This window comes from Sphingomonas sp. G-3-2-10 (assembly GCF_012927115.1).
Classification (GTDB): Bacteria; Pseudomonadota; Alphaproteobacteria; order Sphingomonadales; family Sphingomonadaceae; genus Sphingomonas.
This window is the reverse complement of sequence record NZ_JABBFY010000001.1, coordinates 2,149,864-2,168,357: the sequence shown is the minus strand read 5'-3', so window position 1 is coordinate 2,168,357 and position 18,494 is coordinate 2,149,864. Positions and strand designations below refer to the sequence as shown.

Below are 18,494 nucleotides of genomic sequence, written 5' to 3'. Positions count from 1 at the left end.
GCCGTGGCGGGAAGGTGAAGTCGGGGGATGCGCCGAATCATCGCGTGACTCTGCACTCCGGCGGACGACAGGCAATAAAAAAGCCGGGCGACGAATCGCCCGGCTTGGAAAACTGATTTGTGCGTCAGTCGCTTACGGGCTGGTCGGTTCCGAATCGCCCGACAGGCCAGCTGCAACGCCGCCGATGATGGCGGTGAGCGCCAGGAGACCGACAATCACGGTGCTGCCCTTAGCTTCGCTGTCGCCTTCGACATTTTCAGTCGCAGGCTGGGGAGCAACCGACTGTGCGACCGCCGCCGACGAGATCGTCACCAGCGAGAACGCCGCAGCGATCGATACAAGGCCCTTGAATTTCACTTTTAGTTCTCCCTCTTAAGCCTGCTGCTCGACTTAACGAGCGCGGAAATATCGTATCACAAGCCCAGTGTCCAGCAACTTACTCAGCAACGTTGGAATTTGAAGTCCCCGTCCGATAACGCACATTAATGGACGAAATCCTAACTCCCAAGCGCTGTGACAGTTCCCTGTCTGCTGCGTCTGCCTACGCGAAATCCCCATAGCTGGCAAGGTAAACGGGCGCGTTCGTTTCGCTGTGCCGGAGGAATGTTGCTCCGACGCAACAACCGGCCCTGAGGGGTATCGGCGGGGCGGAGGTGCGGGGCGATGGAAATGACCGATTTTCGCGCAGGCTAAACACCGGTGGCGGGGGTACGCGGCTTGCCGTGGATCAAGTCGAAGGCGTATCTGTCCCAGTTTGAACCAGCCAGCGATCGGCGCCTTCGAAGCCCATCGCGGTAAGAATTCCGCTCGAATAGGCCCCGGTATCCAATCCGATTCGGTGCGGCCGCATCTCGACTTCGTTGGCGATGCTGTGCCCGTGCACGACGATCTTCTCGAGTTGGCCGCGGAACTTGAGGAAGTCGTCGCGAATCCAGCGCAGATCGTTGATCTTCTGCCGCGCGAGCGGAACTTCGGGCTGGATGCCGGCATGGACGAAGGCATAGTCGCCGATGACGATCAGATCCTCGAAGCTTTCGAGGAAATCGAGATGGGCGTCGGGCACGCGCGCCTTCACCTGCTCCATGAGTTCCTCGAACGTCGCCTTCTGGAACTCGTCGGCCGGTACGCCGTAGCTCAGCACCGTCGCATCGCCGCCGATCCGGACCGAATAGCGCAACGCGCCGACCCCGCCGCTGCTGCCGCGACCGCGCAGCGCCAGCAGGAACACTTCCTCATGATTGCCGAGCAGGAAGCGGGTGCGCGGATGGCGCGCCTTCACGTCCATCAGCCGGCCGATCACCTGCGCCGATTGCGGACCGCGATCGATCAGATCGCCGAGGAAGATGAGCGTCGTTTCGCCGGTGCCCCCGCGCGCCTCGTCGTCCGCGTCCAGCTTGCCGAGCAGCTCGTCGAGCAGATCGAGCCGGCCGTGAATGTCGCCAATGGCATAGACGCGCTGGCCATCGGGGATCGAACCCCTCGGCTGGTCCGGTGATGGACCCGGCGCGGTCTTTTTGAAGAGTTTTCGTAACATAGGGGCTCTGCGCCCGCGCTATAGCCCCAAGCACAGGCAGGAGGAAAGCGTTACGCTGCGCTGCCGCAAAAATCAGCCCGCAAGGCGCAGCGCGGGCTGATCCTCAAGCACGGGCTGATCGGGCCAGATGCCGCGCGTGTCATAGACGAGCTTCGACGCGCGCTCGCCGAGCGGGATCGATTTGAAGACCTCGTGGTCGACCAGGACCACGAACACCGGACAGGTGTCGATCGCGGTGTCGATGTCGATCAGCTCGGCGCCGGTTTCTGCGAGGCTGGCAGGCAGGGCATTGGCGTGTGGCTCGACGATGCGGATCTGCTTGCCGTAGCGACGCGCCAGATGCTCGGCGACCTTGAGCGCGGGGCTCTCACGGAAATCGTCGATGTTCGCCTTGAAGGCGAGACCGAGACAGGCGACCGGGGCGCCGTTCGCGCGCTCGATCAGCGCTTCGGCGCGGGCAATGGTGAAGTCGGTCTTGCCGTCATTCACTTCGCGCGCGGTGCGGATCAGCCGGGCATTCTCCGGATCGCCATGAACGATGAACCAGGGGTCGACCGCGATGCAGTGACCGCCGACGCCGGGGCCGGGCTGAAGGATGTTCACGCGCGGATGGCGATTCGCCAGACGAATCACTTCCCACACGTCGATGCCCATACCGTCGGCGATGACCGACAACTCGTTGGCGAAGGCGATATTGACGTCGCGGAAGGCGTTTTCGACCAGCTTGGTCATCTCGGCCGCGCGCGCGGTGGTGGTGACGCAGGCGCCGCGGACGAACCGGCGGTAGAATTGCAGCGCCTTGCGGCTGCACCGCGCGGTGATGCCGCCGATGCAGCGGTCATTGTCGATCAGTTCGACGACGATGCGGCCGGGCAGCACGCGTTCCGGGCAATAGGCGATCGCCACGTCGGGCGTACCGGTGCAATGGCCGGGGATTTTCAGGTCGGGACGAAGCTGCGAGAGGAATTCGGCCAGCTTCTCGGTGGTGCCGACTGGTGAAGTCGATTCGAGGATGACGGTGTCGCCGGCCTTGAGCACGGTCGCGACGGTGGTCGTCGCCTTCAGCACATAGCCGATGTCGGGCGAGTGGTCCTCGTTGAAGGGGGTGGGGACGGCGATCAGGAACACGTCCGAGGGCTCGATCTGGGTCGAGGCGCGCAGCGTTCCGCGCGCGACCACGCCCGAGACGAGACCGTCGAGGTCGATTTCCTCGATATGGATCCTGCCCGAATTCACTGTGTCGACGACGTGCTGATGGACGTCGACGCCCAGCACCATCGCGCCGGTGCGCGCGATCACCGCAGCCGTGGGCAGGCCGATATAGCCCAACCCGATTACTGCGACCTTGAGTTCAGACTCCGGCACCATGAGCGACAATCCCCGCGATCCTCTCGGCTGCATGACCGTCGCCGAACGGATTGTGGGCGCGGGCCATTGCCGAATAGGCATGGGGTACGTCGAGGAGGGTTGAGATTTCGGAAACGATACGTGTCGAGTCAGTGCCGACCAGCTTTGCAGTGCCCGCGGCGACGCCTTCGGGACGCTCGGTGGTCTCGCGCATCACCAGCACGGGCTTACCCAGCGCCGGGGCTTCTTCCTGCACGCCGCCCGAATCGGACAGGACGATCTCGGCCATTTCGAGCGCGCGGATGAAGTGGGGGTAATCGAGCGGTTCGATGCGGGCGATATTGTCGCGTTCCCCAAGAATTGCGTCCATCGCGACCGCGACATTGGGATTGGGATGCATCGGGAAGAGGATCGCGGTGTCTTCGCGGTCGGCGATTCGGCCGAGGGCGCGAGCGATGCCTTCCATGCCGACGCCGAAATTCTCGCGGCGATGGGTGGTGACGAGGATCAGGCGCTTCCCGGCGAAGCGGGCGGCGATCTGGTCCAGCCCGGCGGCCATCGAGGGATCGGCGGCGATCTTCCGGTGAGTCCAGTGAAGCGCGTCGATCACGGTGTTGCCGGTGACGTGGATCGTCGCCGGATCGATATTCTCTTTCCGCAGCGCTTCGGCGGCGGTTTCGGTCGGCGCGAAATGCTGGTCGGCGATCGGCGCGACGACGCGGCGGTTAATCTCCTCCGGCCAGGGCTGGTAGATGTCGCCCGAGCGCAGCCCTGCCTCGACATGGCTGACGGGAATCTTGCGGTAGTAAGCGACGAGCGCGGCTACCATCACCGTGGTGGTGTCGCCCTGCACGATCACCCGATCGGGCTTTTCGGCGTCCATCACTTCGCCGAGGCCGGTGAGCAGGCGCGCGGTGAGGCGGTCGAGGGTCTGGCCGGGTTCCATGATGTCGAGATCGACGTCGGGGGTCAGACCGGCGATCGAGAGGACCTGATCGAGCAGGCCGCGATGCTGGGCGGTTACGCAGGTTCTTACGTCGAGATCGCCGCGTTCCTTCAGCGCGGCGACGACGGGGAACAGCTTGATCGCTTCGGGGCGGGTGCCGAAGACGGTGAGGATGCGTGGCTTGCTCATTGCGACCCTCATTACGCAACCGGCTGTTAAAACCGGACTAACCCAATCGCCGCCGCTTTGCTAAGCCCGGTCCGATGCCTGTCCAGAAAATCTCAGTGGTCACCGTGTGCTACAAGCCGGGACCGATCCTTCTCGAAGCGATCAAATCGGTCCACGCGCAGGATTTCCCCAATGTCGAGCATGTCATCATCGATGGCGGATCGACCGACGGGACGGTCGAGCGCGTCGCCGAAGTGCTGCGCCCTGGCGATGTGATGGTCTCCGAGCCGGACAAGGGCATTTACGACGCGATGAACAAGGGCATCGCGCGGGCGAGCGGGGATGTGATCGCGCTGCTCAATGCCGATGACCGATATGCCGATCCGGGCGTGTTGAGCCGAATCGCGGCGCAATTCGACGCGACCGGCGTCGATGCGGTGCTCGGCGACGTGACCTTCTTCAGGCCCGGCGAGCCCGACGTCTCGATCCGACGCTACAATAGCGGGATGTTCCGGCCGTCGCGGATCCGCTGGGGCTGGATGCCCGCGCACCCCGCGATGGTGCTGACCGCAGAAGCCTATGACCGGATCGGCTGGTACAGCACGGACTATAAGATCGCCGCCGATTTCGAGTTCATCGTCCGCGCGTTTCTGGGCGACCGGCGGCTGAGCTATTCCTACATGCGCGACGTGTTCGTGAAAATGCAGGTGGGCGGGGTCAGCACATCGGGCGCCTCGTCGCGCGAAACGATCAACCGCGAGATGCTGCGCGCGTGCCGCGAGAACGGCTTCACGACGAACAAGCTGATGATGAACTCGCGCTATCTGATGAAGGCGCTGGAATTGATCCGCCGCTAGGCCATCCGCGCCCGCGCGACCTTTTGCAGCACGGTCAGCGGCATCGCGCCTTTCATCAGCACGATGTGGAACGCCTTCGGGTCCCATTGGGCGCCGGCCTTGCGCTTTGCTTCGTCGCGCAGTTCCGCCCAGACGGTGTGGCCGATCTTGTAGCTGCATGCCTGACCCGGCCAGACGGTGTAGCGATCGATTTCGCCCTGGCTGCGGCCGCGCGCGATGCCGGTGATGCCGATGAGATAATCGGTCGCCTTTTCCCGGCTCCAGCGTTTCACATGCATTCCCGAATCGACCACCAGCCGGGTCGCGCGGAACAGCAGCGACTGGAGATAGCCGACCTGCCCGAGCGGATCGCCTTCATACATGCCCATCTCGTCGGCGAGCTGCTCGGAATAGAGCGCCCAGCCTTCCGAATAGCCCGAATAAAAGCCCCGCCGGCGGATGAGCGGGATATCGTCGCTTTCCAGCGCCGACATGATCTGGAGGTGATGGCCGGGCATCGCCTCGTGATAGCTGAGCGTCGCGAGGCCGAATTTGGGGCGATCGAACGTGTCGCGCAGGTTGATGAAGTAGATCGCCGGGCGTGTGCCGTCGAGCGAGGCGGACTGGTAATAGCCGCCGGGTGATCCGGCCTGGATCGCTTCGGGCACGCGGCGGACCTCGACCGGGGCCTTGGGAATGAAGGCGAATTGTTCGGGCAGGCGCTTCGTGATGGCGACGATCTGGCCACGGAGCGACTCGAGCAGGGCCTCGCGGCCCGGATCGGTATTGGGAAAAAGCTGATCGGGGCGCTTGTTGAGCTCGACCAGCCGCTCGCCGACGCTGCCCTGGCTCATGCCCTGCGCCTTGAGGATGGCGTCGATCCGGCCGCTGATCTCGGCGACCTGCTGCAGGCCGAGGCGATGGATCTCGTCTCCGGTCAGGTCCACCGTGGTGGCCGCGCTGGAGGCGGCGGCGTAATAGGCCTCGCCGTCGGGGAGGCGCCAGACGCCGGCGTCATGCGTGGCCTTCGCCCGCAATTCGGTGAGCAGGGTGCGCTGACGATCGAGCGCAGGGAACACGCGCTCGCCGATCAGCTTCGCGACCGCTTCGGCGCGATCGGGCGGCAGGTTTGCGCCCTTGAGCTTGGCGGCGATATCCATCGCGGTGCCGGTCGCTTCAGGCGCGCGGTCGCGCACCGCCGCGATCTGCCGCAAGGTGGTGTCGAGGATATAGTCGGGCGCGGCGACGCCCTTTGCCGCATCCTCGCGCTGGCGGACGGTTTCGGCCTCGATCGCCGCTGGAAACGCCTCGACTCGCGCGAGATATGCGTCGGCATCGGCGGCATCGGCGATGCGATGCTGGCCGGCGAGGAAATCGGGCACGTCGCGATATGCGCCGGAGAGCTGGCTGAGGACATAGGGCGCATAGCGGCCCGCGCTGGCGCCATAGGCATAGCGTTCGCCATCGATGAGCCGCTGAAGGCTGTATTCGACGACGTCGTAATCGAGCTGGGCAGTTTCACTCAGCCGGTTGCGCGGAATCGTCTTCAGCGTCGCGAGTTCGCGCCGCGCGCGGGCGAACTGGCGCGCTTCGCCTGCGCGCGACGTGTCGCCCAGTTTCGACCGGAGGTGCGCGCGTTCGCCCGTATCCAGCCCCAGCGACGTCGCGGATTCGGGGCTGTCCTCAAGCCGCGAATAGAAGAAGCGATCGAGCATCGCGCGCAGTTCGGCGTCGCGATTGCGCTTTGTGGCGCCTGCGACCCGCGGGAAAGCGCCGGCCGCGGCGAGCAGGCTGGCGGAGGAAAGAAACTGGCGGCGGCGCATGGGCACTCCCGGCGGAAATGGCTGATCGGCCCGTATCGGGCAGGGGCGCGAGACTGACCGAGCCCATCCTGTTTGTCGAGGCGGCGGGTCTGGCGAGTGGGAATGCAGCCTCGATCGCTTGACTCATTTAGATAATTAGCTAAACGTCGCATCATGAGCCAGGTATTCAAGGCACTTTCGGATCCGACCCGCCGGCGCGTGCTGCAGCTTCTGCGCAAGGGGCCGATGAGCGCGGGGGATCTCAGCGACCAGTTCGATGTCTCCAAACCGACCATGTCGGCGCACTTCGCGGTGCTGAAGGAAGCCGATCTGGTTCATGCCGAGAAGGCCGGGAAGTCCGTCATCTATCACCTGAAACTCTCGGTGCTCGAAGAGGCGCTGCTGGGTTTCGTCGAATCATTCGGCATCGGCGGCGCGGAGACGCCGGAGTCCAAGGAGGGAACCGCACAATGAACAAGGAACAGATCGGCTATCTCGCCTGGGCCGGCGGCATCATTGCCGTGGCGCTCGCCGCGACTTTCGCGCGCAAGCTGGGCTATATCGATGGCGACGCGGTCACGCGGCTGGTGATCGGGCTGAACGGGCTGATGATCGCGTGGATCGGCAACCGCATACCCAAGACCTTCGTCCCGAACGCGCGGGCGCAGCAGGCCAACCGCGTCGCGGGCTGGTCGCTGGTGCTGAGCGGGCTCGTCTATACCGGCTTCTTCGTGTTCGCGCCGATCCAGATCGCAGTGATCGGCGGGTGCGGCGCGATCGTGGCCGGGATGCTGGTGACGTTCGGCTATTGCCTGTCGCTGCGGAAGCGGAAGAACGCCGCCTGAGGCAAGCTCAGGCGCGGTTCTCCAGGAACCAGCGATAGGTTTTCGCCAGTCCGTCGCGGAGCGAGGTCCTGGGCGACCAGCCCATGCCGCGCAATTTGTCCGCCGCCATCAGCTTGCGCGGCGTGCCATCGGGCTTGCTGGTGTCGGCGACGATCTCGCCTTCGAAGCCGACGACCTCGCAGACCAGCCGGGTCAGCTCGCGGATTTCCAGATCCTCGCCGCTGCCGACATTGACGTGCGGGCCGTCCGAATAGGCCTTCATCAGGAAGACCAGGGCATCGGCGCAATCATCGGCGTAGAGGAATTCGCGGCGGGGGGTGCCGGTGCCCCACATCACCAGTTCCTTCGCGCCCGACAGCTTGGCCTCGTGCGCCTTGCGCATCAGCGCGGGGACGACGTGGCTGCTCTCCAGATCGAAATTATCGCCGATTCCGTAGAGGTTGGTCGGCATGGCGGAGATGAAGTCGCAACCATGTTCGATGCGATAGCTCTCGCCGAGCTTGATCCCGGCGATCTTGGCGATCGCATACCATTCGTTGGTCGGCTCGAGTGGGCCGGTGAGGAGCGATTCTTCCTCGATCGGCTGGGGCGCGAACTTGGGATAGATGCAAGACGAGCCGAGCAGCATCAGCTTTTCGGTGCCGGCCAGCCGCGCGGCTTCGGCGATGTTCGCCTGCATGACGAGGTTCTTGTAGAGGAACTGCGCCGGATAGGTGCTGTTCGCCATGATCCCGCCGACCTTGGCCGCGGCCATGAAGATCGCGTCGGGACGGTGCTTCGCCACCCAGTCGAAGGTCTGGCGCTGGTCGATCAGGTCGAGATCGGCGCGGCCGGCGGTGAGGACTTCGCAGCCCTCGCTTTCCAGCCGGCGGACGAGCGCGCCGCCCACCATGCCGCGATGCCCGGCGACGAAGACGCGCTTGCCCCCAAGATCGTAGCTCATCCGTTCGAGCGCCCTACCGGTGCGTCGGCCATGACCTTGAGATCGGCCTGCACCATTTCCTTCGCCAGCTCGTGCGCGGTGGTGCTGTGGCTCCAGCCGAGCTTCTCGCGCGCCTTGGTCGGGTCGCCGATCAGCAGATCGACTTCGGTCGGGCGGAAATAGCGCGGGTCGATCTCGACGAGGCAGGCGCCGGTCGCCTTGTCATACCCCTTCTCGTCGACGCCTTCGCCGCGCCATTCGATCGCGATGCCCACTTCCTCGAAACACCATTCGACGAACTGGCGGACCGAGACCGTTTCACCCGTCGCGAGGACGTAATCGTCGGCTTCGTCCTGCTGGAGCATGCGCCACATGCCCTCGACATATTCGCGGGCATGGCCCCAGTCGCGCTTGGCGTCGATATTGCCGAGGTAGAGCTTGTCCTGCCGCCCCAGCTTGATCGCGGCGACGGCGCGGGTGATCTTGCGGGTGACGAAGGTCTCGCCGCGCAACGGGCTTTCGTGATTGAACAGGATGCCGTTGGACGCGTGCATCCCATAGGCCTCGCGATAGTTCACCACGATCCAATAGGCATAGAGCTTCGCCACGGCGTACGGCGAGCGCGGATAGAAGGGCGTGGTCTCGCTCTGCGGGACTTCCTGCACCTTGCCGTACAGTTCCGAGGTCGATGCCTGATAGAAGCGGCAGGTCTTTTCCATGCCGAGGATGCGGATCGCCTCGAGGATGCGCAGCGTGCCGACCGCGTCGGCGTTCGCGGTGTATTCGGGCGTTTCGAAGCTGACCTGGACGTGGCTCTGCGCGGCGAGATTGTAGATCTCGTCGGGGCGGGTTTCCTGGATGATCCGGATCAGGTTGGTGCTGTCGGTCAGATCGCCATAATGGAGCTTGAGCCGCGCATTCTCGACATGCGGGTCCTCATAGATGTCCTCGATCCGGCCGGTGTTGAACGACGAGGAGCGGCGCTTCACGCCGTGCACATCATAGCCCTTCGAAAGCAGGAGGCGCGCGAGATAGGCGCCGTCCTGGCCGGTGATGCCGGTAATCAGCGCAACCGGTCGCTTACTGCTCATGTTCGATGGTCCTCCCGTTCGGGCCGCTGCCCTGCCCGATAATGGCGGACAGGCCAAGGGCGATTATCCCACCGCAATGACAGCGGAATCCCGGACGGATGCCGGTTGCGGAAGCCCGAGGGCCGACCTATACCCGCCCCAAGAGCCGATGCGCGCGACACCGGTAGGGTCGGGTCGCGCCGCCAAAGCCATCAAGGGGTGACACGTTGTCGAGAACTGCCAGATTCGCGCCGGCGCGTCGCCGGGCTTCGGGTGGTTCGCGCCTGCGGCTTGATGGTCTCTTTCTGAATGTTCCGACCCGCTTCTGGGTTTTTGCCGGGTTTCTCGCGCTCGTCGCGCTGATGGGCGGCGGATCGCGCGACGACATTTCGTCGCTGGTGATCCTGCGTCCGGCCTGCGCCTTCTTCGCCGCCTATGCGCTCACCGTCGCCGCGCCGGGCGATTTCGCGAGGGTGCGCGTCCCGCTAGTACTGCTGACGCTACTGGCATTGTGGATGGCGATCCAGCTGATCCCGTTGCCGCCCGGCCTGTGGGCCGCGTTGCCGGGGCGGGCGGTGATCGCCGAGACCGACCGGCTGATCGGGCTGGGCGATGTGTGGCGGCCGATCTCGCTGTCGCCGTCCAAGACGGTCAATTCGCTCGCTTCGCTGGTGGTGCCGGCCGCGGCGCTTCTTCTCTATGCGGTGCAGTCCGATGCGCAGCGGCGCAAGCTGTTCGCGCTGTTCGTGACGTTCGCGGCGGCCAGCGCGCTGCTCGGAATCGCCCAGATGGGCACCGGCGGGCAGGGGCCGCTCTATCTCTACAGAGAGACCAATTCCGGTACGCCGGTCGGCCTGTTCGCGAACCGCAACCACAATGCGGTGTTCATCGCGACGACGCTGCTGATCGCGGCATATCTTTTCGCCGAATATCGCCGGCTGACGCGCCGGGGCGACCGTTCGGTCGCGCCGGCGGCGATCGGCTTCGTGTTCGTGCTGGTGATGGTGACGCTGTTCATCAACGGGTCGCGAGCCGGTCTGCTTGTCGGGGCACTGGCGCTGGGCATGGGCACCGCGCTGTATATCTGGCTGCGCCGGATGGAGCCCAAGGACGGGCATACGCGTCCGATGGGTCTGTGGACCGGCTATCTGCCGATCGCGCTGGTCCTGCTGATCGCGGTTGCGGGCGGGCTGGCGCTGTTTTCGGAAGCATCGTCGTTCGACCGGCTGGTCAAATTGTCGCTGGGCGAGGAACTGCGCGTCCAGATCCTGCCTCAGGTCGCCGCGATGGCGAACGACAACTGGGTGTTCGGCACGGGCTTCGGAGCCTTCGAACATGCCTATCGCAGCTATGAGGCGAGCGAGTGGCTGCGCGGCACCTATGTGAACAATGCGCATGACGACTGGCTGCAATGGATCATCGAAGGCGGCCTGCCGGCGATGCTGATCCTGCTCGCCTTCGTCCTGTGGCTGGGAAGCCGCTGCGTGGCGCACTGGCGGGTCCGGTACGGTGAAGCCGCGCGGACGGGCATGGTGCTGACGGCGGCGGGCGTGCTGGTTCTGCTGCTGGTTGCGAGCCTGCTCGATTATCCGCTGCGCGTCCCGTCGATGATGGTGTACGCCATGCTGATGGTGGCACTGATCGCGGACCCGCCCGAACCCCAGACGAAATTGTCGCGGCGTGAAGCCGGTCGCGACCGGGACAGGACGCGGTAAGTTGGAGAGGAATCGGATGACGATCAGATCGGGACTTGCCGCGGTGAGCATGTGCTTCGCCGCGCTGATGCTTTCGGCCTGCGCCGGCAAGGTGAAGCCGATCGGCGGCGCCCCCGGGCTGCAGGTCGCCCAGCTCTCCGAACTGCCGCGCCCGAGCGCGGGGGATCGCTTCGTTCAGGGCGAGCCCTACACGGTGGGCCCGTTCGATACGATCGAAGTCGATGTCTATGGCGTGCCCGACCTGAAGCGCACCGTCGCGGTCGATGCCAGCGGCACCTTTTCCTATCCGCTGGCCGGCGTCGTCCAGGCGGCCGGCCTGACTCCGCGCCAGATTGGCGACGAAGTGGCGAAGAAGCTGCGTCCCTATGTCAAGGAGCCGCAGGTCACGGTGAACGTGACCCAGATGGTCAGCCAGAACCTGACGGTCGACGGTCAGGTGGCGCGCCCCGGCAATTATCCGGTGGTCGGCCGCCAGACGCTGATGCGGGCGATCGCGGTAGCCGGCGGAACCGGTGAATATGCGCGTCTCGACGATGTTGTGGTGTTCCGCACCGTGCAGGGCCAGCGCTATGTCGGCATCTACAATCTCGGCGCGATCCGCCGCGGCGCCTATGCCGATCCCGAGCTGTTCGCCAACGATATCGTCATCGTCGGCGATTCGCCGGAACGCCGCCGCTTCCAGGACATCCTCCAGATTGTCCCGCTGCTCACGACGCCGCTCGTCGTCGCCGTCCAGTCTCTGTAGGTTCCAGACAGCCCATGAACACTCCTACCTTCACGTATGAAGAAGCGCCGTTCGACCCGGCTGCACAGGCGGCGGTTCCGGTCAGCGATGGCCCGCGCCCCATGCGGCTCGACGAGCGTGCGCTGTCGGTGATCGAGCGCTATTTCCACGCGGTGATCAACCGCCGCCTGATGATCCTGGCGGTGGTCCTGCTGAGCCTGACCGTGGGCGTGATCACCTATCTGATGGCCACGCCCCGATATATGGCGACGGCTCGGGTCGAGATCGCGCGCACGCAGGCGAAGGTCGTCAACATGGGCGGCATCGACATCGAGGATCGCGGCCGCGACCTGCAATTCTACGAGACGCAGTACAATCTGTTGAAGGCGCGCTCGCTGGCGGAGCGCGTCGCGCGCGTGCTCGGCCTGCAGAACAGCGACAGCTTCTTCGAGACGTTCGGCTTCGGCCAGGAAGAAGGCGCGCCCGCGCCCAAGGCCCGGAATGCGCGCGATCAGGCCGCCCGGCTCGAAGCCGCGGCCTCGATCCTGCTCGCCAATATCGAGATCGATCCGGTCGGCAATTCGAACTTGGTCGACATCCATTTCAAGAGCCCCGACCCGGCGCTTTCGGCGCGCGTCGCCAATGCGTGGGCGCAGGAATATATCCAGTCCAACCTCGACCGCCGTTTCAACACGACGGCCGATGCGCGCGGCTTCCTCGAGCAGCGCCTGAACCAGCTGCGCACCCGCCTCGAGGCTTCGGAGCGCGAACTGGTCGCCTATTCGTCGTCCAAGGGCATCGTCACGCTTTCGAGCACCGATTCGGAAGGCAAGACCAGCGCCAACCGAACGATGGTGATGGACGACCTCGGCACGCTGAACAACGCGCTGAACGCCGCCGTCGCCGAGCGCGTGGCCGCGGAGAGCGCGCTGGCGGCGGCCTCGGCCAACCCCAATGCGGCCAATCAGGGCACGATCGCCGGCCTGCGCCAGCGCCGTGCAGAACTGGCGGCGCGCTATTCGGCGCTGCTGACCAAGTTCGAGCCGGGCTATCCCGAAGCGGAAGCGCTGCGCACCGAGATCTATTCGATCGACCAGAGCATCGCGAAGGAAGGCGGCCAGTCCCGCACCGACGCGCTGGCGCTGCTGCGCGCCGCGCAGACCAAGGAAGCGGAGTTCCGCAAGCGCGTGGATGCGCTGACCAAGGAATTCAACGTCCAGCGCAGCAACCTGATCGAGTATCAGATCCTGCAGCGCGACGTGGATACCAACCGCCAGCTCTATGACGGCCTGCTCCAGCGCTACAAGGAGATCGGCGTCGCCGGCGTCGGCACCAACAACATCGCGATCGTCGATCGCGCCGACGTTCCGAGCGGACCGTATGAGCCGAACCTGCCGCGCAACCTGATGGTATCGCTGCTGATCGGCCTCATCCTCGCCGCCGCGCTGGTGGTGATCGCGGAAGAGATCGACCAGAGCCTGCGCGATCCAGCGGACGTCCAGCGCGAGCTGGGCCTGCCGCTGCTCGGCACGATCCCGCGCGTGGACGACAAGGATGTGGGCGAGGAGCTGCAGGACAAGAAGACGCAGCTGTACGAGAGCTATCTCGCGGTGCGCACCAACCTGTCGTTCCTCACCGATCATGGCGCGCCGCGCGTGTTCATGCTCACCAGCTCGCGTCCGAACGAAGGCAAGAGCCTGTCGGCCTATGCGCTGGCGCGTCTGTTCGCCGAGACCGGCGCGAAGACCGTGCTGGTCGATGCCGACATGCGCAACACGCGCCTCGACGATCTGATCGCGCTCAGCACCGGGCCGGGACTCAGCAACTATCTGTCCGGCGCGTCGAACATCGACGAGGTGCTCCAGCGTCCGGACGGGCAGGGCTTCACGATGATCACCGCCGGGCCGATGCCGCCGAACGCCGCCGAGCTGCTGGCGTCGGAACGCTTCCGCAACCTGCTCGACTATCTGCGCGAGACTTATGATCATGTGATCATCGACGCGCCGCCGGTGCTGGGCCTGGCCGACGCGCCGCTGCTCAGCCGGTCGGTCGACGGCGTGTTGTTCGTGGTCGAATCGAATGTCGGCAAGCTGCGCGTCGTGCGCGGCGCGCTGCGCCGGCTCGAACTGCCGGGCGCCAAGGTCTTCGGCGCGCTCGTCACCAAGCTCGACAATCGCAACCTCAGCTACGGCTATGGTTATGGATACGGCTATGGCTATGGCTATGGCAGCAACGAGAAAGCGCAAAAGGCCGGATGATCGGAAGTCGTACCGCTTCGGCGCCCCGGACTCTGCTGATCTGGGGGCTGGCTGCGCTTGCCGCATTGTGGCTCGGGCTGACCGCGCTGGGCGCGGTCACCAAGACCGCGCGGCCGGGCGTCGCCCTGTCGCTCGTCCCGGCCAACGGCTTCGCCTATGAGCGCCGCGCCGCCAATGAGACGGTGCGCAACAATGCCAATCTGCAGAATATCAAGATTCCCGCCGCCAGCCTGGACGATGCCCTGGCGGCGCTAAGCCGCGAGCCGCTGGCTTCGACTGCGCTGACGATCGTGGGGCTGGCGCGGGGAGCGACTCCCGAGGCGGCGAAGATCATCATCCGCGCCAATGCGATCGACAAGCGCCAGCTGGTCGCGAACGCGTGGCTGATCAACTATCACGGCACCGCGGGCCGCAGCCGGCGGGTGCTGAACCTTCTCGACGAAGCGCTGCGGGTCAATCCGGCGCTGGCCGAACGCTATATGCCGGCATTCGCCCAGGCGCTGGAGAACCGCGAATCGCTTCCGATCTTCCAGCAGCTGTTGGCGCGGCGTCCGGTTTGGCAGGAAGCATTCTGGCAGGCGGTGTCGGGGCACCCGGCGGCGCTTCCCAATGCCGAGGTGCTGCGCACGCGAATGCTGGCGGGCGCCACCGACCTTGGACCGACCGACGACCTGCTGATCGGCGCCTATGTCGGCGCGCGGCGGATGGACCTGGCGCTCAGCTATCTGAAGCATCTGCCGCCCTTGCCGGAGGATAACGGCAATCTGCTGCGCAATTCGAGCTTCAACGAGATGTCGCGCCTGCCGCCGCTCGACTGGGAGCTGAGCAGCGATGGACGCGTGAGCGCGGCGATCGACGAAGGGCGCGGGTCGCTGCAGATCAACGCGATCGCAGGCGCATCGGCGATCGCCGCGCGCCAGCTGGTTGCGCTGAGCCCCGGCAACTATGTGCTGTTCGCGAAGCTGGGCCAGGCATCGTTGAGCTCGGGAAGCGATATCCAGATCCATGTCCATTGCGCCGAAGCCATCGGCGGAACGCCGGCGCGGGTCGACGTGCGGCTGACCAGCGATATCGAGCGCCCCTTCGTCATTCCCGAAGGCGCGCCGTGCCGCTTCTATTGGGTGGAAATCGACTTTTCCGCGATGGATTCGTCGAGCCCGGTCCTCGCTTCGCTGGCCGAAGTGCGGATCGTACGCGGTCGCGCGTTGCAGGCCATACCGGACGCGACCACGACCCAGTAAGGTGAGCGGACGCTCCGGGCGTCCCCCAGAACGGGTTCAGGCGGTTTCGAGCGCCTCGCGAACGCAGGCGATGATATAGTGCTGCTCGTCTTCGGCGAGATAGGGATGCATCGGCAGGCTCATCACTTCCGACGACAGGCCCTCCGATACCGGCAGGCCGTTGCCCGTGAAGGGATAGTGGCGATACGCACCCTGATGGTGGAGCGGGCGGGGATAATAGACCGCCGTGGGGACACCCTTGGCCTTGAGTGCGGTCATGACCGCGTCGCGGCGATGCGCGGGCACCTTGAGCGTATATTGCGCCCAGACCGAGACCGCGTCGTCCCAGATCACCGGAACCTGCGCGACATCGGCCAGCGCATCGTTGTAGCGGCGGGCGACGGCTTGGCGCAGCTCGATCTCCTCTTCGAAGATCGCCAGCTTCTGGAGCAGGATCGCGGCCTGGAGCGTGTCGAGCCGGCCGTTCACGCCGATCCGCTCGATATCGTACTTGTCGACCGTCGAGCGACCGTGGAGGCGGATCGATTCGCAGATCGCGGCGAGGTTCGCATCGTCGGTGAGGATCGCGCCCCCATCGCCATAGCAACCGAGCGGCTTGGCGGGGAAAAAGCTGGTTGCGGTGATCGTGCCGAAGGTGCCGACCTTGCCCGTCGCGGTCGAAGCGCCGAGCGACTGGGCGGCGTCGGCCATGATCCACATGTCTCCGGCGGCGGCGCGGATCGCGTCGTAATCGGCGGGCAGACCGAACAGATCGACCGCGATCAGGCCGACCGGGTTGAGACCCTTTTCCTTCGCGACGGCGATGCCGGCGGCGATGTTGTCGGGATCGAGATTGAAGTCGTCCTCGTCGACGTCGATGAAGATCGGCGTTGCGCCGAGCAGGGCGATCGCTTCGGGCGTCGCGGTGTAGGTGAAGCCCGGGCAGAGCACGGCGTCGCCGGGCTTGAGGCCCAGCGCCATCATGCCGATCAGCAATGCGTCGGTGCCGCTGGCGCAGCTGATGACATGCTTCGCGCCGGTGAGTGCCGCGAGCGCGCCTTCGAACTCGGCGATCTCGGGACCCATGATATATTGGCCATGATCGAGCACACGCTTGATCGCGGCGTCGATCTGGGGGCGGATGCGGGCCTGCTGGGCTTCGAGGTCGATAAAGGCGACCTGACGGGCCTCAGATACGTTCGAGGCCATTCGCGCCCTCCTGATAAGTCGATCCGTCGATGGGGCAGACAAGGTCCGGCCCGAGCTTTGCGCCCGCTACGCTCATCCAGCCGATGCGGCGTGCGGGGACGCCAGCCATCATCGCATGCGCGGGAACGTCGCCGGTGACCACCGCGCCGGCGGCGATGAAGCAATATTCGCCCAGCGTATGGCCGCAGACGATGGTGGCGTTGGCGCCGATCGAGGCCCCGCGCTTCACCAAAGTGTCGCGCGCCTCGTCCATCCGCTGCACTTCGGCGCGGGGATTGTTGACGTTGGTGAAGACGCAGCTGGGACCGCAGAACACGCCGTCCTCAAGAGTTACGCCCTTGTAGATCGAGACGTTGTTCTGGATCTTGCAGCGGTCGCCGATCTTCACGTCGGGACCGGCGACGACATTCTGGCCGAAGCTGCACCCCTCGCCGATCACCGTGTTCGCCAGAACATGGCTGAAATGCCAGATGCGGGTGCCCGTACCGATCACGACGGGCTCGTCCACGTAGCTGCTTTCGTGGATCAGCACGCCCGGAAAGCCCGGGCGCTCCTGCATCTGGGGATTGCTCATGCCCGAGCGACATTGTCTGCCGCGCGGCAGACGTTGCGGGTGTCGACCACCAGCTTCGCGCTGTCGACGACCAGATCCCAGTCGACATCGGCATGATCGGTGGCGACCAGCACCACGTCATAGGCCGCGACATTGGCGGCGGTGATGTCGACCGACTTGCGGCCGGCGAATTCGGGATGGTCGCGCGTCATCGGCACTTCGGGGATGTGCGGATCGTGATAGTCGACGGTCGCGCCGCGATGCTCGAGAAGTTCGGTGAGCTTGAGCGCCGGGCTCTCGCGCATGTCGTCGACATTCTTCTTGTACGCCATGCCGACCAGCAGGATCTTCGATCCGTTGAGGCCGCGGCCGGTCTGGCGGTCGAGCGCCTCGGCGAGGCGATCGATCACGTAGCGCGGCATGCTGGTGTTGATCTGGCCGGCCAGCTCGATGAAGCGGGTCGGGCTTTCGAACTCGCGCGCCTTCCAGGTGAGGTAGAAAGGGTCGATCGGAATGCAGTGCCCGCCAAGGCCCGGGCCGGGATAGAAGGCCATATAGCCGAACGGCTTGGACTTGGCGGCTTCGATCACTTCCCAGACGTTGATGTCCATCTTGTCGAAGATCATCTTGAGCTCGTTGACGAGCGCGATGTTGACCGAGCGGAAGATGTTCTCGGTCAGCTTCACCGCTTCCGCCGTCGCCGAGGACGTGACGGGCACGGTGCGGCTGACGAGATTGTCATAGACCTTCACCGCCAGATCGAGCGACGCCTGGTCGTCCGCGCCGACGACCTTGGGGATCACCGAATTGGAGAAGTCCGGATTGCCCGGATCCTCGCGCTCGGGCGAGAAGGCGAGGAAGAAATCGGTGCCGGCCTTCAGCCCGCCAGCCTCGAGGATCGGCTGCATCACTTCACGCGTGGTGCCGGGCCAGGTGGTGGATTCGAGCACGACGAGCTGGCCGGGACGCAGCGTGGCGGCGATCGCCTCGGTCGATTTCTCGACATAGGTGAGGTCCGGCTCCTGATGCTTGTCGAGCGGGGTGGGGACGGCGATCAGCACCGCGTCGGGCTCGCCGAGGCGCGACATGTCGGCCGTCGCTTCGAACTTGCCGTCGGCGATCGGGCCGACGAACTTCTCGCCGGGGATATGCTTGATGACGGTCTGGCCGGCCATCAGCTGGTCGACGCGCGCCTGTTCCACGTCGAAGCCGAGAACGCGGAAGCCGCGGCTGACTGCCGTGAGGGCGAGGGGCAGGCCTACATAGCCCAGGCCGATGATGCCGATCGTGAAATCGCGCTGGTCCACTCGGTCGATAAGCCGGTCGAGCATGTTGATGCCAATTC

At 65.2% G+C, this 18,494-nt stretch carries 17 protein-coding genes; 7 read left to right on the top strand and 10 right to left on the bottom strand.

Going from position 1 to position 18,494, the window contains the following annotated elements:
- Nucleotides 1-132: 132 nt before the first annotated feature.
- From HHL13_RS10780 to wecB, 4 genes are all read right to left on the bottom strand, one after another.
- On the bottom strand, nt 133-357 hold the full coding sequence (locus tag HHL13_RS10780; RefSeq protein WP_169555665.1) for a hypothetical protein: 225 nt from the start codon (nt 355-357) through the stop codon (nt 133-135).
- Between the two features lie 370 nt (nt 358-727).
- Nucleotides 728-1,534 (bottom strand): metallophosphoesterase family protein, encoded by an 807-nt coding sequence (locus HHL13_RS10775; protein WP_169555664.1) that lies wholly within the window; start codon nt 1,532-1,534, stop codon nt 728-730.
- A gap of 72 nt (nt 1,535-1,606) precedes the next feature.
- Nucleotides 1,607-2,902, bottom strand: coding sequence for a UDP-N-acetyl-D-mannosamine dehydrogenase (gene wecC, locus HHL13_RS10770; RefSeq protein WP_169555663.1), 1,296 nt, complete (start codon nt 2,900-2,902; stop codon nt 1,607-1,609).
- Nucleotides 2,886-4,016: a UDP-N-acetylglucosamine 2-epimerase (non-hydrolyzing) gene (gene wecB / locus HHL13_RS10765; protein WP_169555662.1), complete on the bottom strand. Its 1,131-nt coding sequence runs from the start codon at nt 4,014-4,016 to the stop codon at nt 2,886-2,888. The genes wecC and wecB overlap by 17 nt, the downstream gene beginning before the upstream one ends.
- Nucleotides 4,017-4,090: 74 nt before the next feature.
- On the opposite strand from wecB, the gene HHL13_RS10760 reads away from it, so the two are divergent.
- Complete coding sequence (locus HHL13_RS10760; RefSeq protein WP_169555661.1) at nt 4,091-4,852, top strand: glycosyltransferase family 2 protein; 762 nt, start codon at nt 4,091-4,093, stop codon at nt 4,850-4,852.
- Here HHL13_RS10760 and HHL13_RS10755 read toward each other — a convergent pair.
- Nucleotides 4,849-6,654: a DUF885 family protein gene (locus tag HHL13_RS10755; RefSeq protein ID WP_169555660.1), complete on the bottom strand. Its 1,806-nt coding sequence runs from the start codon at nt 6,652-6,654 to the stop codon at nt 4,849-4,851. The two genes, HHL13_RS10760 and HHL13_RS10755, sit on opposite strands and share 4 nt — an antisense overlap.
- 153 nt (nt 6,655-6,807) lie before the next feature.
- On the opposite strand from HHL13_RS10755, the gene HHL13_RS10750 reads away from it, so the two are divergent.
- Together HHL13_RS10750 and HHL13_RS10745 are read left to right on the top strand one after the other, a co-directional pair.
- Nucleotides 6,808-7,107, top strand: coding sequence for an autorepressor SdpR family transcription factor (locus tag HHL13_RS10750; RefSeq protein ID WP_169555659.1), 300 nt, complete (start codon nt 6,808-6,810; stop codon nt 7,105-7,107).
- Nucleotides 7,104-7,478 carry an ammonium transporter gene (locus HHL13_RS10745; protein ID WP_206376898.1) on the top strand — a complete coding sequence of 125 codons (375 nt, stop codon included), beginning with the start codon at nt 7,104-7,106 and terminating at the stop codon, nt 7,476-7,478. The genes HHL13_RS10750 and HHL13_RS10745 overlap by 4 nt, the downstream gene beginning before the upstream one ends.
- Before the next feature lie 7 nt (nt 7,479-7,485).
- Here the strand turns inward: HHL13_RS10745 and HHL13_RS10740 are convergent, their stop codons facing one another.
- Nucleotides 7,486-8,421 carry a GDP-L-fucose synthase gene (locus HHL13_RS10740; protein WP_169555658.1) on the bottom strand — a complete coding sequence of 312 codons (936 nt, stop codon included), beginning with the start codon at nt 8,419-8,421 and terminating at the stop codon, nt 7,486-7,488.
- Complete coding sequence (gene gmd, locus HHL13_RS10735) at nt 8,418-9,491, bottom strand: GDP-mannose 4,6-dehydratase (RefSeq protein ID WP_169555657.1); 1,074 nt, start codon at nt 9,489-9,491, stop codon at nt 8,418-8,420. The genes HHL13_RS10740 and gmd overlap by 4 nt, the downstream gene beginning before the upstream one ends.
- A 341-nt stretch (nt 9,492-9,832) precedes the next feature.
- On the opposite strand from gmd, the gene HHL13_RS10730 reads away from it, so the two are divergent.
- Genes HHL13_RS10730 through HHL13_RS10715 form a run of 4 tightly spaced genes read left to right on the top strand, consistent with a single transcriptional unit; the run spans nt 9,833 to nt 15,408 of the window.
- Nucleotides 9,833-11,185, top strand: coding sequence for an O-antigen ligase family protein (locus HHL13_RS10730; protein ID WP_169555656.1), 1,353 nt, complete (start codon nt 9,833-9,835; stop codon nt 11,183-11,185).
- A 16-nt stretch (nt 11,186-11,201) separates the two neighbouring features.
- The gene (locus tag HHL13_RS10725) at nt 11,202-11,930 is read left to right on the top strand and encodes a polysaccharide biosynthesis/export family protein (RefSeq protein ID WP_169555655.1); all 729 of its coding nucleotides are present in this window, start codon (nt 11,202-11,204) and stop codon (nt 11,928-11,930) included.
- Nucleotides 11,931-11,944: 14 nt separating this feature from the next.
- Nucleotides 11,945-14,167, top strand: coding sequence for a polysaccharide biosynthesis tyrosine autokinase (locus tag HHL13_RS10720; RefSeq protein WP_169555654.1), 2,223 nt, complete (start codon nt 11,945-11,947; stop codon nt 14,165-14,167).
- Nucleotides 14,164-15,408, top strand: coding sequence for a hypothetical protein (locus HHL13_RS10715; protein ID WP_169555653.1), 1,245 nt, complete (start codon nt 14,164-14,166; stop codon nt 15,406-15,408). The genes HHL13_RS10720 and HHL13_RS10715 overlap by 4 nt, the downstream gene beginning before the upstream one ends.
- A gap of 36 nt (nt 15,409-15,444) precedes the next feature.
- Here HHL13_RS10715 and HHL13_RS10710 read toward each other — a convergent pair whose 3' ends face one another.
- From HHL13_RS10710 to HHL13_RS10700, 3 genes are read right to left on the bottom strand one after another with little or no spacing between them, the layout of a single operon-like run.
- The gene (locus tag HHL13_RS10710) at nt 15,445-16,596 is read right to left on the bottom strand and encodes a DegT/DnrJ/EryC1/StrS aminotransferase family protein (RefSeq protein ID WP_169555652.1); all 1,152 of its coding nucleotides are present in this window, start codon (nt 16,594-16,596) and stop codon (nt 15,445-15,447) included.
- Nucleotides 16,577-17,170 carry an acyltransferase gene (locus tag HHL13_RS10705; protein ID WP_277346989.1) on the bottom strand — a complete coding sequence of 198 codons (594 nt, stop codon included), beginning with the start codon at nt 17,168-17,170 and terminating at the stop codon, nt 16,577-16,579. Before HHL13_RS10705 ends, HHL13_RS10710 begins: the two co-directional genes overlap by 20 nt.
- On the bottom strand, nt 17,167-18,480 hold the full coding sequence (locus HHL13_RS10700; protein WP_169555651.1) for a nucleotide sugar dehydrogenase: 1,314 nt from the start codon (nt 18,478-18,480) through the stop codon (nt 17,167-17,169). Before HHL13_RS10700 ends, HHL13_RS10705 begins: the two co-directional genes overlap by 4 nt.
- Nucleotides 18,481-18,494: the final 14 nt, after the last annotated feature.